General features: G+C 48.5%; 10 protein-coding genes. 1 reads left to right on the forward strand and 9 read right to left on the reverse strand.

What is annotated here, in order from left to right; translation table 11 throughout:
* Positions 1–32 precede the first annotated feature (32 nt).
* The gene (locus M0415_RS02365) at positions 33–1,535 is read left to right on the forward strand and encodes a M4 family metallopeptidase (RefSeq protein ID WP_249555805.1); all 1,503 of its coding nucleotides are present in this window, start codon (positions 33–35) and stop codon (positions 1,533–1,535) included.
* A 127-nt stretch (positions 1,536–1,662) separates the two neighbouring features.
* Here M0415_RS02365 and M0415_RS02370 read toward each other — a convergent pair whose 3' ends face one another.
* The 9 genes from M0415_RS02370 to M0415_RS02410 form a co-directional block, all read right to left on the reverse strand.
* Positions 1,663–2,385, reverse strand: coding sequence for a uracil-DNA glycosylase family protein (locus M0415_RS02370; RefSeq protein WP_249555804.1), 723 nt, complete (start codon positions 2,383–2,385; stop codon positions 1,663–1,665).
* Positions 2,385–2,999 carry a hypothetical protein gene (locus M0415_RS02375; protein WP_249555803.1) on the reverse strand — a complete coding sequence of 205 codons (615 nt, stop codon included), beginning with the start codon at positions 2,997–2,999 and terminating at the stop codon, positions 2,385–2,387. Before M0415_RS02375 ends, M0415_RS02370 begins: the two co-directional genes overlap by 1 nt.
* Positions 3,000–3,227: 228 nt before the next feature.
* Positions 3,228–5,315, reverse strand: coding sequence for an MtrB/PioB family decaheme-associated outer membrane protein (locus tag M0415_RS02380; RefSeq protein WP_088210728.1), 2,088 nt, complete (start codon positions 5,313–5,315; stop codon positions 3,228–3,230).
* Between the two features lie 12 nt (positions 5,316–5,327).
* Positions 5,328–6,317: a DmsE family decaheme c-type cytochrome gene (locus tag M0415_RS02385; RefSeq protein ID WP_249555802.1), complete on the reverse strand. Its 990-nt coding sequence runs from the start codon at positions 6,315–6,317 to the stop codon at positions 5,328–5,330.
* 68 nt (positions 6,318–6,385) lie between these two features.
* Entirely contained in the window at positions 6,386–8,338 is a 1,953-nt protein-coding gene (locus tag M0415_RS02390; RefSeq protein ID WP_249555801.1) for an OmcA/MtrC family decaheme c-type cytochrome, read from the reverse strand.
* 332 nt (positions 8,339–8,670) lie between these two features.
* Positions 8,671–10,845, reverse strand: coding sequence for an OmcA/MtrC family decaheme c-type cytochrome (locus M0415_RS02395; RefSeq protein WP_249555800.1), 2,175 nt, complete (start codon positions 10,843–10,845; stop codon positions 8,671–8,673).
* Between the two features lie 245 nt (positions 10,846–11,090).
* Complete coding sequence (locus M0415_RS02400; RefSeq protein ID WP_249555799.1) at positions 11,091–13,010, reverse strand: OmcA/MtrC family decaheme c-type cytochrome; 1,920 nt, start codon at positions 13,008–13,010, stop codon at positions 11,091–11,093.
* A gap of 35 nt (positions 13,011–13,045) precedes the next feature.
* Positions 13,046–15,184 (reverse strand): MtrB/PioB family decaheme-associated outer membrane protein, encoded by a 2,139-nt coding sequence (locus M0415_RS02405; protein ID WP_249555798.1) that lies wholly within the window; start codon positions 15,182–15,184, stop codon positions 13,046–13,048.
* A 13-nt stretch (positions 15,185–15,197) separates the two neighbouring features.
* Positions 15,198–16,163: a DmsE family decaheme c-type cytochrome gene (locus M0415_RS02410; protein ID WP_011717557.1), complete on the reverse strand. Its 966-nt coding sequence runs from the start codon at positions 16,161–16,163 to the stop codon at positions 15,198–15,200.
* Positions 16,164–16,458 lie beyond the last annotated feature (295 nt).

Raw genomic sequence — 16,458 nt, forward strand, 5'->3', positions numbered from 1 at the left:
TTCCTCTGTGACCTATGGCAAAGGATATCGCGATGAAAGTTTATCTCTTACCTTCAGCAGTGGCGATCTGTATTGCGGCGAGTCTTCAGGCGCAAGCAGTCGAAATCAAAGTTAATCACGGGCAACCCCTCTCGGCAGCGGCTGGGTTAAGCCAACAACACAGCTTTAAAGCGGTCAAAACGGTAACGCTTAATAAAGGTCAAACCAAAACAAAAGCGTTGCAATATTTTAATGGCGTACTCGTATATGGGCATCATCTGGTGGTGAGTAACGATGATAGCGAGCAGAGTGCGATTGGGGATGTGGCACAAATTGCGGATGATTTTTCGGTAGAGGTAGGGATTTCTCAAGGACAGGCGATTGCGGCTTTGAATCGGTTATATCCAGGTTCAGCGGCAACAGGGAAAAAGGATGTTGAGCTAGTGATCCTGATGCAGGACGATACCCCGAGGTTAGTGTATCGGGTGTCCTATTTAAGCGACCAAACCGATGCACTGTCTCGGCCAACGGGCTTTGTCGATGCGCAAACCGGTGAGGTGCTTGAGCATTGGAATGAAATCATGACTGCCAAGAATAACGCGGGTAAACCCGGTAGTGGTGGAGGTGGTTCAGGTGGCAGTAGCACTCCCTTTGATGCAACGGGCCCTGGCGGCAATGTCAAAATCGGGGATTACTATTACGGCAGTGATTACGGTTTTCTTAAGGTGAGTGAGTCTAATGGTACATGCACTATGACCAATGCCAATGTGAAAACCGTGAACATGGCGAACTCGACCCGCCGTGGCTCGGTGTTCACTTTTACTTGTCCGGAGAACACTTATCAGACGGTCAATGGCGCTTATTCGCCTTTAAATGATGCGCACTATTTCGGTGGCGTTATTTTTAATATGTATAAGGATTGGTACAACACTGCGCCGTTAACCTTTCAGTTAGAGATGCGGGTGCATTATGGCCGTAACTATGAAAATGCCTTCTGGGATGGCTCTGCCATGTCCTTCGGTGACGGTGCCAGTTACTTCTATCCCCTAGTAAGTTTGGATGTTTCCGCCCATGAAGTGAGCCACGGTTTTACCGAGCAAAACTCAGGCTTAAATTACAGTGGCCAGTCAGGCGGTATCAATGAGGCGTTTTCGGATATTGCTGGTGAAGCGGCCGAGTTCTACATGCGTGGCAGTAACGACTGGAAAGTGGGCTACGACATAGTCAAAGGTAATGGTGCACTGCGTTATATGGATAATCCGCCTAAGGATGGCCGCTCAATCGACAATGCCGCCAACTACACGAGCTCCATGGATGTGCATTACTCCTCAGGGGTGTTTAACAAAGCCTTTTACACGCTGGCGACCAAGAATGGTTGGGATACCCGCAAGGCGTTCGATGTGTTTGTGTTAGCGAACCAGCTTTATTGGACACCGACCTCGACCTTTAACAAAGCGGCCTGTGGGGTTCAGCAGGCGGCAAGTGCCAAAGGTTCTGGTTATCCAGTGGCGGATGTGGCTGCGGCATTTTTAGCGGTAGGGGTTAGCTGTCAGTAATCTGGTTATGAGTGCAGCGCCTTGATGGCAATTAAGCTGCAAGCCTAAAACCGTTTCTAAGCTCCAGTTTTCAAGTTCTAATTTCGAAGCCCCTTAATGGGGCTTTTTATTGGGAGTTTACTGGGTTTTATTTCGGTTCGGGAGTGCTTGCCAGCAAGTCTGCGATCCTTGCTTGAAGAGTGGGGAGCAGTTCGCGCTCAAACTCGGGATGCTGTTTTAGCCAAAGATTGTTGCGTGGGCTTGGGTGGGGCATGACCATCAGCTTTGGCCAATATAACACCCATTGCTCAATGGCTTGGGTCACTGTGATCTTCTTGTTCGCTTGTGGGGTGGTTACCGCTATCGCTTGGGAGTATAACGCGCCGTCTGTCGCTATGGCTTGCGCGCGCGACAGGTGGTAATCAATGGCATATTGGCCAAGGACTAGCACTAACTCTATCTGTGGCATCAAGGCCAATAACTTCGCATGCCAAGTTGCGGCGCACTCGGGGCAGGGTGGCTTATCACCCTGCTTTTTACCATTGCGTTCAATGGTTCCCGGAAAACAAAATCCCATCGGTACTATGGCAAACAATGCGGGGTCATAAAATTGTTCCCGAGTGACATTAAGCCAAGCGCGCAGCCGCTCGCCACTGGCATCGTCGAAGGGAATGCCCTTATGGTGGGTTTTTACGCCGGGGGCTTGGCCAGCAATTAAGATCCGTGCTTGGCTACTGGCTTGCAAGATGGGCTTCGCTGGCAGGGGCAATTCGGCCTGACACAGTTGGCAAGCACGGATTTGTTTGAGCAGTTCACTTAGCTCGGCTGAGCAGTTTGGCTCGCTAGCTGGGCGCGACATATCTGTCATCATCAAGCCCCAAGTTTGCTCAATAGATGGTAGAGCCAATAGCCAAAGAGCGCATAGGACGCTACTAATACACCATAACTCAATAACTTGCTGCCCAAGGCTTTAGTGGGAGCCTTAGCATGAGAGGCTAAAGCAATATGGCCCAAGATAATGGCAAACAGGGCGCAGGGTGGTAGTAGATAACTGATGCCTAACACGAATAAAGCGCCAAGACTCAGCAGCCAGTTCGCATATTGGTTGCTGGGCTGATTGAGTTGGCGTAATTGCAACGGTAATAAAATCAGTCCAACGCCGACAATGATCATGCCGAGGTTGAGTGCAAAGTCACTCCAGGCACGGTGAGCATAAAGGGTTAAGGCAAAGGCGAGCAGTGGTGCTATCAGTGCGATCAGCACATGGCGTTTAGCAAAAATGGGATTACGATACTGACCCGCAAAAAAGAACAGCCCCTGCATCAATGCGTTGATCAGGGTAAATCCACCCAGTCCGACGATGATAAATAAGCTCGCCGTACCACCACTAGAATCGAATGCCATAGCTGGGGTGGTGAACAAACTTAAGCCTATCGAGGTGGGCAGAGGCGATAAACGCCAAAAAGAGCAAGTGAAGGACGACATCTAAGATCCACTGATAGTTAACTCACTGAATTAACATCCGCTAAAGTGCCAGTAAACTCAAGGAATACCTTATTTTCGGCGCAAGTTTTGCCTCAGAGTCTGATCTTATTCAAGATTTTGGCTTCTGGAATAGCAAGAGCCTGTTTCTAAAGCGCGATGAGTTTTTGTTTTCATAACCAATAAAAAAGCCCGCAGAAATGCGGGCTTTTGACTATCAATAAACGCAGTTTAGAGCTTGTAACTCATGCTCAGCATCAGCATTTGTGCGGTGTAGTCATGGCTATTGCTGCCAAAGCCTACGACGTTCCAAATGCCATCAACGGCGATATCGTTGGCGGCGTCATTGTCCTTATAGTTCTCAATTTTGTAATCGAAGCGTAGCGCGAGTTTCTCAGTCGCTTGATATTGAGCATATAAGTTAATGTTATGGACTTTGGCGAAATAGTCGCCATAGTCGCCGGTGATACCTTGTCTGACTTGAGTGTTACTGTCGGAGTCTGAGTAAGTGTAATCCAGACCTAGGCGTAACTTATTCTCCAGCAGATTGTTGTAGCTGATGCCTGCGCCCACCACATCTACTTTGTCTTCAATAAAGCCAGTCCAGGTTGGGGTGCTGTAATTGCTGCTACCCGCTTGTTCTGACTCAATGGTTTGGTGGTTGTAGAAGGCCGTTGCCAGTAAGTCAGCGGTGATCATATAGCTGATATTGGCGTCATAACTGGTGTCTTTTGACTCAGTTAAGCCAATCACAGTATCGGTATAATCATCCAGCGCATAACGGGCACCGAAGTCTATGGTCAGGCTGTCGAGCGGCGTATGGGTGATGCGCGCTTCGATTTGGGTTCTGTCACGGTCAGCCAGATTGTACTTACGTAACAGGCTGTTGGTTTCAGAAGAGGTCCATTCAGACGCTTGGTATTGTGAGCCGTCACGGTTGCCGTAACTGCCTTTTACCCACATGTCCCACATGTCGAAGCTATTGACGCGCAAACGGGCCCAAACGGTGTTCTCATCCGTGCTTTCACGGTCTTGATACTCACGTTCGTCACGTTTGAAGTCATAACCACCATCGAGCTTAATGCCATGGGTAATGCGATAATCCGCCGCCACTTTAAAGCGTTGTGTGCGGTTATCGTAAGGGGTGTTATAGGCCACCTTACCGCTGACATTGTTGATGCTGATCTGCGTCCACTCTTCGATTGGGGTATTGTTGTCACGGTCGTAATAATCGTAACTACCACTCAAGCGAAGCGAGTTGCTGACTTTGCTCACCACTTTGAGGTTCATGCCCAGCAGATCGACTTTGGCGTCAACAGCATCCGTTGGCAGTTGATAACCGTAGCCCGAGGTCACCAGTGACTGATCTTGGCTCATTTGTCCGGTTAAAATACGGCCAGACAGTGAGTTACTGCCGTCGTTATACTGACCCATCAGCGACACTGTGTGTGACTGGTTATCGGGATCGAGTGCAATGGCACCAGAGGTTTGCGCACCAAAAGTGGGGTTGAAGGCACTGTCAAAGTTCAGCTGGTTGTATTCATTTTTGAAAATTGAACCATTGTAACTGAGCGCAGTGAACCAACGATCGCCTTTGAGTTTCACGCCCGCTTCTATGGTGTCAGTGGTGTAATCCACGGGTTCTGCCAACATCATAGATTGGTTGAAGAAGCTACCAGAGGTTTGTTTTAACCCGGTTTTTTCTTCACGCATGTAGTTCACATAGGTGCTCCACAGCGATTCACCCTGATATTCGAACCCAAGGCCTGCACGTTCACGTTTCAGTGATAACTCGAGGCTGTTGAGGCTGTCCATCAATAGTGGCATTTGGCTGCTCGAACCTGCGGTAACCCAGTTATCGGGCAAGGTCAGGTTATTGCCGCCGATACCAGAATAGGGCGAGAGGGCGCTATTGCTATCGTAGGTGGCAATTTGACGGTAGTTTAGATTGATATTGTACTGGCCTTGTTTGCCCGCATTCACATCTAAACGTCCGCCATCCATGCCCAATTGATAGGCTTCAACACTGGCGCGGTAACCTTTTTCACCACGGTAGGCAAGGTCTGCATCGAACTTGCCCGCGACTTCGTTTTTAGAACCAAAGGCATTGGCAGAGCGAATATCCTCTTCGCCATTGTAACCGACGCCGACACCGACAGTGCCAGATACACCGGTTTCAACCACGCAGCCTTTACAGCTCCACGCTGAGAGTTTCACTTTGTCGGTATTGGCATTGGCGAGACCATAACCATCGGCAGCTACGGCGAAACCTGTGTTGGCTAATAACGCTAGAGTGATCAAATTGAGTTTGAATTTCATCTTCTCGTCTCCTTAGCGCTGTAATAGCTTGCCAGATGGATGGTTAGAACCATGGACCTGACTATGGCAATTTAAGCAGCTTCTTCCACCCGTAAAGGCATTGTCACCGACATTTGAACCTAAACCAGTGTTACCTAAGTAGGCATTGCTGGCATGGCCATCGCTGGCGTGACATTGCTGACATAACTGCGGTGCACGGGTTTTCAGCATGGCATCATTCACGCTACCGTGAGGATTGTGGCAAGTAACACAACTCTCAGTGACGGGTGCATGCTCCCAGAGTTTTGGGCCGCGCTTCTCGGCGTGACAGGAATAACAAGTTTCGTTAATGCTTGGTTTGTTCAGATCAGAATCTGTCATGCTCCCATGGGGATTGTGACAGTCGCTACAGGTCATTTGTGCCCATTTGAGTGGGTGACTTGAACGTTTGTTCATATCCGCTTTTTGCTTAGTGTGGCAGCTTGTACAGACGTCCATTTCAGTGTTTTTAGATAACACAGGGTCTTTCGCGACGTGTACTTGGTGGCACGAGGCACAAGCAACATCGGCGTTGTCATGGTGACCGCCATTCCAAGACATACGCTTATCGTCTTGGTGACAGCTCATACACACACTGTTTTGCTTGTCGGCACTTAAGGTCGATTGCTTACCAAAAGTGATCATCGGCTCGTTGCCGCCCTTGTTGTGTTGACCCATAGGTCCGTGGCAAGCCTCACATTGTAGGCCAGCCATTGGGCTCTTAGTGGAGTCAATGGCGCCGTGGACGCCTTTGAAAAGGTCCATGACTTTTTCGGATTTTTTATGGCACATCAAGCAAGAGTCGGCGCCTTTGGGTGAGTAGTTGCCTTCGGCAAACTTCTTATCTAAGGTCGCTTCGACTTGCTCAGGCGTCATTTTTTCATCCCACTTGGAGGCGTGAGCACTCGGTACGATGGCAAATGCCATGACCGCAGACATCATCAATGCCGGCAGTAGGTTTTTCATTTTGTGGCTGTTCTTCATAATAGGCTTCCCAATTTGTCCCAACAAAATTCAAGAAAGGGGGAGCGAACTCCCCCTGCTTGGGCAAATTACATTTTCACTTGAGTGTGATCTGCAACTGTTGGGGTATGGCAGTAGAAACAGGTTTCTGACTGTGCCGCTTGGTTGGCTTGAACATAATCACCGTTCACAATCGCGCCCATATTTTCTAAGCCGTGGCCAATAGATTCTGGCGCGTGGCATGAAGTACAAGTTGCTGTGATTGGCGTGGTGTATTTACCAGCAGAAGTGGCCAGTGCACCCTTCACTTTGAACGCGTCTAAGTTGAAGTCGTTGTGGCACTGAGTACATTCTTTGATAACGCCTTGCTCACCGTGAACCACGTGCAGTTTCATTTCGAAACCACCTTTGTTTGCACCGCTTGCGTAGGTACCATCAGGGGTATGACAGGCCACACAGGCATCCACACCGACAATTGGCTTACCGTTTGCGTCTTTGGCATGTGAAACTTGTTCAGTCATCACAAAGCCTGAGTGGTGACCTTTATGTAGCTCGAAGGTATCACTGTGACAGTTTTGACAAGTGCTGAAGTTCACTGAGTTCACATGGCGCATGCTTGGTGCATTGCCTGATTTAGTACCGAAGACTAAGTCAGCTTTCATGCTGGTGGTTGTGCTATCTGTAGTACAAGCCGTCAGCGTGGTGCCTGTGTTACACATTTCCAGACCGATAAAGGTAAAGGCGGTATCAGTATCGCCAGCACCAAATGGCAGTGCAGGGGTGGTGAATACCAGTTTACCGTCAACTAAGGTCACACCATCTTGCAGTGCACCATCTTTAACGAGGTCTTTGGCTACCTTAGCAGCACCGCTACCTGGGCTCTTGTTGTAGCCCATGATTGGGAAGTTAGGACCGACGTTAGTGATTGTTTCTAAACGTTTGATCTTATCTTGTACGCTTGCTGCATCGATGGCATTACCGTCTTTATCTAAGATAGATACGGTTAATACCGCAGTATTGTCTTCTTGCCCCGCGAGTGTGGCCGACATACCTAACTGAGCCATAACCGCTTTCTTCTCAGCGGTTTTGCCTGTGTGTAACTCGGCAGTCCAATTGCTGTTGTGACAAGCGATACAGTTAGAGTTATCTAACTGCTGAGAGTGGCCTTTGCCTGCGGCAAAATCAACGGCTGTATGGCAGCTGCCACAGGTGGCGGCAGTTGGGATACGTGACCAGTTGCCCCAATCAGGTGCGGCTTCGGTTTCAACGTGACAGCTTTGGCAGCTTTCTAACGAACCTAAGGTGAGGTCTTTATGTTTAGCGTGGACTAACACGTTAAATTCTTTACCTACACCCACTTTGCCAGAAGTATGGCAAGTCGCGCAGTAGTTAACATCTGAGTAAGCGCCGCCGTGTTTCACATTGGCTAAGTCTTGGTGACAAGCATTACAGCTTTCAGTGGCGACGACTTTACGGCTGTAACCCGGTGTTGCACCAGTGTCAGCGGTAAAATCAACATAAGCGTTGCTGTTTGGGACTTGTGTGCCGTCTGGTAATGGCGTGTTGTAAGCGCGGATCAGAACACGTTGCGCTAACTGATCGTTATAGGTGATCTTAGCGTTGGCAGTGAGATTCATCTTGAAGGTGTAGCTGTAGTGGCCGTTCTTCATGTCCACGAAGGTACCTGGACAGGTTGATGCTACATCACAGGTCTCATCACCAAAGTATTGCCATTGAGAGGCATTACCTGCACCTGTAGCTCCTTGAGGAATCAGCTGAGCAGCAGCAAAGCGCATTTTTTGCAGGCCCACTACTGGCAAATCGTCTTCGTTAGTCACGGTGAATTCCACACTTGGGACACCGTTAGTCACAACAGATTTGTTAAAGGTAAAATTGAGTTTTTGAATAGCGGGAGCTGGCTCGCCACCTGGCTCACCGGGTTTACCATCATTACCATCGCTTCCACCACAGCCAGTTAAGGCCATAGTGACGGCACTTGCTGCGAGCAGCAGTGCGAATTTTGATTTTTGTACGTTCATCATTTTTTTCCCTGCATAGGTTTGGCATTACTTAACTGCTTATCTCCTGCGCCCGACAGATTCTTTGTCTGTGCTTTGGTCTCGAAGGCAACTTAAGTGGATGCTGGAAATAGAATTCCCCAAGGAAAGGCTAACCTAACATGCCCCTAAAATCTTCAAGGCCTTTGCTAATGTGTGACTTGGATCTTTCTATTTCTAAAGAGGTAGTTAAACCACAGGGGAAAAACAAATTTAGATCAAAAAAACGGCGGATTGTGAGGGGGAAAATAAAAAAGAGAGAGGGGTTACCTCTCTCTTTTTGTCCAGTCTCTTTAATCGCTAAAGAGGTGGTTTATTTAGTTACCGTGTGCTTCGCGTAACTGAGTTGGAGTATGGCAAGTTGCACAGCTTTCAGACGCACGGGTTTGAACATCCGCAGCACTGGTACCATTTAAGATACCGCCGTTAGCTTCAATGTGAGACTTAGCCGCATCAGACAGATACTTCTGGTGACAGCTTAAACATGCACCCGCATCTGAAGATACCCAAATATCAGCACCACCGTTGGTGATGTCGCCATAGCGCCATACACGCTCAGGAGCACGTCCTAGGGTGATACCTTTATCAGTGTGACAGGTTGAACAATCGGTCTTAAGTACAGTACCTGATTGAACGCCAGCATACTTGAGGTAATGGCCTTCACGTTCGTGGGCTTTCCAAGCAAAGCTGGTTGGGATCTTGCCGCCTGGATAGGCTGAATCATTCTTCAGGGTCTTATCCGATGTATGACAAGTTTGGCAGTTTACGCCGTTGTCATAGTGGTGGATTTCCTGATTGTGACAGCCTTGACACTTAGTTGGGTCGATGATTTCACGACGTGTTTTAGCGGTTGCAGCGCTATCTACACCTGTGTCTTTCCAAACGAAGTGGTAAGGGGCTTCTTTCACGGGTACTTTGCGCACGTTCGCCACACTACAATCGGTTGGAACGATTTCGGCAACACCGTAACCACCGCTGTTGAAACACACTTCTAATGTAGACCAGAGTTCAAAGGTTTTACCGTTAGCATCCGCTGGTAGGTTGAACTTAGTACCAGTTAATGTATAGGTTTTGGTCGCTTCGTTGTAAGCGCCTTCGCTCAGTGCGATACGACGGTTGCTGTAAGAGGCGTCAGCATAGCTTGGGTAATCTTTATCAGAATCCCATGCCACAACAACGCGTGAGCTTTGGTTTACAAGTGCTTTATCGATAGCGTTGCCATCTTTATCAACGACTTGAACATCAAAGGTAATCTTACCAGTGTCATTTACACCCACATTGCTGAACTTGATGCCCATTGCTTGAGTATCTGAATAGGCTTTCAGTACATCACCATGGCGTTTAGCTGCACTGCCAGTACCGCCGTAAGGTTCGGTGGCATTGTGGCAAGACGTACAATCTGTGCTGCTGTGGTGTGAAGATGGTTTTTCGGTGTGACAAGCAATACAAGCTTGATTGCTTAAATCGGCTTTGAAGAGGTCTGCATTCGCAGGCGCGCCCGCACCTTCAACGTGACATGCAGAACAGTCCGCGGCAGGTTTCAATGGGAAGCCTACTTTGCCGTAGTCGTGTAATGAACCACCGTAACCAACAATCTTGTAAGGTGCTGGAACTTCTGCGCCTGTCTCATCGAAGGTATGACGCTCACCACCTTTGTGGATAGCGTGGATCATGTAAGTGAATTCAATGCTATTGCCTGATTCTGGGTCACCAGAAGTTGCTGTATGGCAAGAGGCACAGTTTTCAAGATCGATACGACGACCACCATGCAGCTCTAAGCTTTCTGGTTGGTGACAGGTGTAACAGGCTTGAATAGAAACCACATTGCGGGTTTGAATGCCTTCAGTTTTGCCTGTAGAGGGTTGCCAATCGAAATGGGCGTTGGCCACAACCTGTGGTAAATCAAGCTCCATTGTGGCGCGTTGAGTCGCGTCGGCACTGTAAGTAACTGTGAGTGGCTCAGTTACATTGGCAATATTGGCCTGATAGGTGTAGCTATAACTACCGTCACCGTGGTCAACTAAGCAAGTGTCGCATTTATTTGCCGCTTCAACGTTGGCTTGGAACTGGGCCGATGGATTAAGGTTATCGACACCTGATGGAACAGTGCCTGGCTCTTTTTTGGCATTGATATAGGCTTGCCATTGATAGCCACGATCCGCTGGTTTAGCTGGATCGTCCGTTGCTTCAGTCACATGGGTGAGCTGAGCAATACCGAATCGTAAATCGTGATCTTTCGTTAAGCCGAGTACGGCCACACCATTGGCATTTTCCAATGTAAAATCAACGGTGACTTTGCCAGCATCAACAGTGGCATTTGTGAATTTCGCTTTTAACGTTGAGGTTGAGTCGATATTAACACCAACAACGCCTGGTTTACCGTCTTCACCATCTTTACCGTCACTGCCACCGCAACCAGTGAGAAGAAGTGAAAGTAAACCGGCACCCAACATCGCTTTTGTTGCGGTATTGAAATTGAACCGTTTCATCATGATATTTCCCTGCAATAGTTTTATTCATCATTAAGCGCTTAGCGAATAAGAATAAATCTCATTAACCGCATTTAATGTGTGCAATTAGATCCCACCTGTAAGGCTAACTAAGTCATTGGTATTTATCAGTCACTTTAAGCGGGTAATGTGATTGAGATCTGACTATTTCTTTAGAGGTAGATGACTGCATAGTATGAGTTCCTTTTATATCTGCAGTAGCAGGCCTTTCGGCCTGCATCATAGGGTTATTTAATAGGGTGGACTTTCAATACGTCGGCGACAGCGCCTTGTCCGTGGCAGAAAGCACAGGTTTCTGTGCCTGCGGTGGCGTCGGCTTTTGTTCCCGCAAATACCGCACCTTGCTGCATCATATGGTTGTGGGTGGTATCACTTGAGTGACAGTTACTGCACACCGCGGCAATCGGACTCGTGAAGGTGCCGTTGTTCAGCGCAAGTGGTTGAACCGCCGTGTTTAAGGGCAGGGCAACCGTTGAAACTCCCGCCGCATCTTTGATATGGCATTGAGCACAATTACCGATTTTGCCTGGGTAGTTGAGGTCCTCAAAACCGGCAAATTGGCTGGTATGGATCCCATGGATTAACTGCTTAAAGTCAAAGGAGGTAATGGAGGGATTTGCCGCCGTGGCGTCGGCCTGCATATTCGGGTTGTGGCAAAGTTGGCATTGGCCCGCTAAATCGTTACGTGCGCCATGAATATTCAGTTGTTGATCGCCGTGGCAGTTAGCACAGTTGGCATTGCTAATGACTTCGCGTCTGCCAGTGGCACTTAAGGCTGACATATCAAAGTAACTATGGCTTGCCTTGATAACTAGAACCTCGGCAAGTTCAGTGCTGCAATCCACTAGTACTTTATCTTTGGCGCAAACTCGACCTTGAATCGCTAAGCCACCGTGGTCGGCCTCAGTTCCCGCCGGAACCGTGAGACCCGAAATGGTATAAGTGTAAGTGCCGTTGCTGCCAGAGACTGGCGTGGACTCAGGCAGACGAATTGAACGCGCAGAGCGGGTACTGTAATCGAAACTGGTTCCCCAGTTAGCATAGACCCTTAGGTCGCTGATAAATTTGAGCTTATCTGCGCTCTCACTGTATACAGTACCAGTTGCTGGATTGCTTAGCGTCACGGCAACGGTCACTGTGCCATTGGCATCCATGCTTGCGCTACTGATGCTTGGACTAAACTGGGCTAACGCGGCCATTTGATCTTCATTGCCGTGTACGCTGCCGGTCCAATCGGCATTATGGCAGGCAACACAATTGCTATTATCTGCTTGCGCAGGGTGGCCTTGGCCCGCAGGGAAATTGATTTGGGTATGGCAAGCTCCACAAGCTTCCATAGTGGGCACCCTATGCCAGTTTTGACGCTCGGCTAAATCAGGATTATCGACGTGGCAAGTCTGGCAATTACTGATGGATTGTGGGAATCCCGTTAAGTGTTTGCTGTGGATCATTTGCGGGAAAATATCCGCAGGATTGCTGACTTTTTTACTGTTATGGCAAGTTACGCAGGTTTCAACTTGGTTGTAACGCCCACCATGGAACGCCAAATTACTGTGGCAACTATTACAGGTTTCAATGGTGACTAAGTTACGGGTGTAGGCAAGGGTATTACCCGAGGTTTGCCAATCGTAGTGTTGATTGGTAATGGGGAGAGCTGTGCCATCGGCTAGTGCATCGCCGCCGAGTTTGATGACGACTCTCTGGGTCGCATCGTTAAGAAAGCTCACGCCATTCATGCCATTAAATGTGGCACTAAAACGATAGCTGTAATGGCCGTTTTTATGGTCGACAAACGTGCCAGGGCAAGAAGCGGCGCACGTTTCAGAGGTGAAATGTTGCCACTCACTGCTATTGCCTGCACCTGTCGCGCCCTGAGGCAGTAATTGCGCCGCAATGAAGGTGGCCGAGGGAATACCGACCACGGCTTCATCATCTTGGTTGCTCACCTGATAATCGACTTGGGCGATGCCGTCGGTCACGGCGACTTTATCGACCATGATGTTTAGGCTAGTAATCGTCATCGCGGGTGGTTTACCTGGCTCACCGGGTGAACCATCGTTACCATCACTGCCACCACAGGCGGTAAGCAGGGTGGTTAAGGCTAGTAACAGACTGAATTGTGCTCTAAATCTTGCAAACTTGTTCATATTTCTATCCTTGGAATACGCTGTCAGTGCCTAAGTTACATTTGGTAGCTTAAGGTCAAACCTAAGTAATGAGCATTGTAGTCGTGGCTGATGTCGCCAAAACTGAGCACATTGGGGACTGTGTCCCAAGTGGTGTTTTGGTTTTGCCAGTTTGCATCATGATATTTCTCGAACAACCAATCGAAGCGTAACGACATACTGTCGGCCAGCTTATATTTGGCATAGGCGTTAATATTGTGCTTGCGGCTGTAATAGTCACCGTAGGGACTGTTGATACCGTAGGTGACTTCGGTGTCGCTTTGGCCGTCGGAGTAGCTGTAGTCCAAGCCCAGATCTAAACGATTATCCAACAGGTTTTGATAGGCGATACCCGCGCCAATCAGGGTCGATTTCTCTTCAGATGTGCTGTACCAATCTGGGGTTGAGAAACGATTGCTTCCTGCCTGATCGGAATCGCGCCAGTCTTGGTTGAGATAGCCGTTGACACTCAAATTATCGCTAATCAAATACTGTGCTGAAACGTCATAGCCAAGGTAAGAGACTTGGGTGAGCCCGACCAAGGTGTGGTCATAGTCATCATCGATGCTGTGTAAACTCGCTCCCACAGATAAGCCGATATCACTTTGATAATCTGTGTGTAGGGTGACTTTTTGACGTTTCCTGTCTGCGAGGTAGGATTTGCGCAGCCAAGGGTTGCTCGGACTTTGGGTGCTGGTCACTGGATCGTATTCACTGCCATTGCGGTCTAATGCTTCTCCCTTTAACCAAGCTGACCAAGCGGGTGAATAACGGTAGCTGAGTTTGGCAAACAGCCCCGATTCGTCAACGGATTGCCTATCTAGTTCAGAATAGATAATTTCATCACGGCTATATCCCGCTTCAGCATAGGCTGACGGGGTTAGGCGGTATTTGCCTTTAAGGTCGAATTGTTTGCTGCGTTTATCGTAGAGGCGATTTTGTTTTGCGCCTTGATGAAAACTGTCGGTCACGACCTGTGGGAAATCCAGTTGGGCCGTCTTATTTTCCCTGTCTTGATAGTTATAACTGGCTTGAACACTCAAATCCTGTGTGATGCGGCCTGAATACTTAAGCACCATATCTAGGATGTCCACTTGGGCATCTAAATTATCGGTTGGCAGTACAGGGGAGGGGCCATTAATGGTCGCGGGAAGAAAAGCTTCATCCTGTGACATTTTGCTGATACCCGCATGCATTAGGATGTTATGGCCATTTTGGCCACCACTGGCCTCGGCGGCGATCCGATAGGCCTTGTTATCAGGGTCAACAGCATTTTGTCCAAAGTAGGCCGCACCAAAGGTGGGAGTATAGGCCGATTGCCATAGCAGCGCCTGATGGTCATTCTTGTATTGGCTGATCTGGCTGTTTATGCCCGCTTGCCAGCCTGCGCCGCCAAAATAGACTCTGGCATCGATTTCATCTGTGCTGTCATCGATTGGCTGCGCCAACATCACACTGTTAGTGAGAATATTTGCGCTGGTCTTTTTCGCGCCGCTGCGGTTTTCATGCTGGTAGTTTACCGAGGCTTTGTAGCGGCTGCTCGATGAGATATGGCCAGCATAGTAACCGCCGAGGTTAAATCTATCCCGCGTAATGCTTAAGTCCTGCTCGATTAAACTCGATTGCAGCAACGGCATGGATTGGGTCGTTGCTCCCTCAACCCAATTATCAGGTAAGAGCATCTTATCGTTATCGGTGAGATAAGGGCTTTTTAGCTGATTGTATTGGTAATTTGCGAGCCCTTTATAACCCAATTGGATTTGATAGTGCCCGGGTTGGCCTGTAGTGAGCTTGGCAGAACCCGTATCAAATCCCAGTTTTTCGGCCTCAAGCCTAGTTTGGTAACCACTCTCAGCTTGGTATTGCATATCGGCGCCCACGGCACCGACCAAGCCATCCTTATCCGTGCCAGTCCGATTACCAAAACGGCTATCTTCGCCGTCATTGTAGGCGAGCGTGGCGCTGACGTTGCCTTGGCGCCCCGTCTTGGTCTGGCATTGCTTACAGCTCCAAGCCTCACTTTTTATGCCACTGCGATTCGCTTTTTGGATTTCATATCCTTCAGCATGGGCCGTGTTGAGTACGCCACTAATCGCCCAAGCCACTAATGTGAGTGAGAAACAAGCTTTAGGAGTCGATATGTTCATTATTTGCATGATCATTCCCTTGTTATCTCTGGAGCAACTTGCCGGATGGATGGTTTGAACCATGCACTTGTCCATGGCAATTCATACAGGAATTACCCGAGGTGAAGGCGTTGGTTTGATTACCAAAGTAAGCATTACTGCTGTGGCCATCGGAGGCGTGGCACTGTTGGCATAACTGTGGCGGTTTACTAATGAGCATGGATTCGTTGACGCTGCCGTGGGGGTTATGGCAGTTCGCGCAATTATCGGTGACTGGCGCATGTTCCCACAATTTAGGACCGCGTTTTTCGGCGTGGCAGCTGTAACAGTTTTCGTTGACGCTCATTTGTTTGAGACTGGCATCATTTAAACTGCCATGGGGATTGTGGCAATCGCTACAGACCATTTGTTGCCATTGCAGTGGATGGGATGAGCGTTTGTGCATATCCGCCTTTTGTTGAGTGTGGCATTGGGTACAAATCGCCACTTCGTTGGCTTTGTCGCTGATAGGGTCTTTTGCTACGTGTACTTGGTGGCAGCTACTGCAGGGGATATCGGCATTGTCATGGTGGTTCCCTTTCCACGCGATGCGTTGATCGTCGTTATGGCAACTCATGCAGACACTGTTTTGTTTTTGTGCGGGAACGGGGGAATTCTGGCCGAAGGTGATCATCGGCTCTTTGCCGCCCTTATTATGATTACCGAGCGGGCCATGGCAAGCCTCACACTGTAAGTCGGCCATGGGGGAATCTTTGATATTGGGATTACCATGTACGCCATCAAAAATAGCCATTACAGTGGCACTTTTTTTATGGCACATCAGGCAAGTGTCTGCTCCTTTGGCCGAGTACTTACCTTCGGCAAATTTCTTGTCCAAAGTCGCGACGACCTCCTCGGGGGGCTTGTCATCCCAAGGTGTCGCTAACGTTGAAAGGCTGAGTATCGATAACATCACAGCAAGCATAACCTGAGTTATGCTTTTGAACTTTAACCCAATATCCATGTTCATCTATTCCCGAGTGCGTTTTATTTGTTATTTTTCAAGCTTTCGACATCGCTAATTTAGCTGATTAATACTAGAACAAATTTGCGACATTCGCGTAACATTTTTGTGGGCATTGACAGTAAAGAAGGATGATTTTGCTCGTGATAAATAACGAAGTGTGATCTTGTTCTCACTTTGGTTTGCGGGGTACTCGTTTACAGCTCGTTGACTTTTACTCTAACTTGCACTGCGTGATGTACCTTTATGGGGATTTTTATTTTTGGTCAGGCGTTTATTCATTGAGATTTTTGTCACATAA

Source organism: Shewanella sp. 10B, from assembly GCF_023475885.1.
Classification (GTDB): domain Bacteria; phylum Pseudomonadota; class Gammaproteobacteria; order Enterobacterales; family Shewanellaceae; genus Shewanella; species Shewanella mangrovisoli.

Excerpts from the sequence above, each read along its gene's own strand:
- M0415_RS02365 (WP_249555805.1), top strand. The coding sequence starts at position 33 with ATGAAAGTTTATCTCTTACCTTCAGCAGTGGCGATCTGTATTGCGGCG.
- M0415_RS02370 (WP_249555804.1), bottom strand. The coding sequence starts at position 2,385 with ATGATGACAGATATGTCGCGCCCAGCTAGCGAGCCAAACTGCTCAGCC.
- M0415_RS02375 (WP_249555803.1), bottom strand. The coding sequence starts at position 2,999 with ATGTCGTCCTTCACTTGCTCTTTTTGGCGTTTATCGCCTCTGCCCACC.
- M0415_RS02380 (WP_088210728.1), bottom strand. The coding sequence starts at position 5,315 with ATGAAATTCAAACTCAATTTGATCACTCTAGCGTTATTAGCCAACACA.
- M0415_RS02385 (WP_249555802.1), bottom strand. The coding sequence starts at position 6,317 with ATGAAGAACAGCCACAAAATGAAAAACCTACTGCCGGCATTGATGATG.
- M0415_RS02390 (WP_249555801.1), bottom strand. The coding sequence starts at position 8,338 with ATGATGAACGTACAAAAATCAAAATTCGCACTGCTGCTCGCAGCAAGT.
- M0415_RS02395 (WP_249555800.1), bottom strand. The coding sequence starts at position 10,845 with ATGATGAAACGGTTCAATTTCAATACCGCAACAAAAGCGATGTTGGGT.
- M0415_RS02400 (WP_249555799.1), bottom strand. The coding sequence starts at position 13,010 with ATGAACAAGTTTGCAAGATTTAGAGCACAATTCAGTCTGTTACTAGCC.
- M0415_RS02405 (WP_249555798.1), bottom strand. The coding sequence starts at position 15,184 with ATGCAAATAATGAACATATCGACTCCTAAAGCTTGTTTCTCACTCACA.
- M0415_RS02410 (WP_011717557.1), bottom strand. The coding sequence starts at position 16,163 with ATGAACATGGATATTGGGTTAAAGTTCAAAAGCATAACTCAGGTTATG.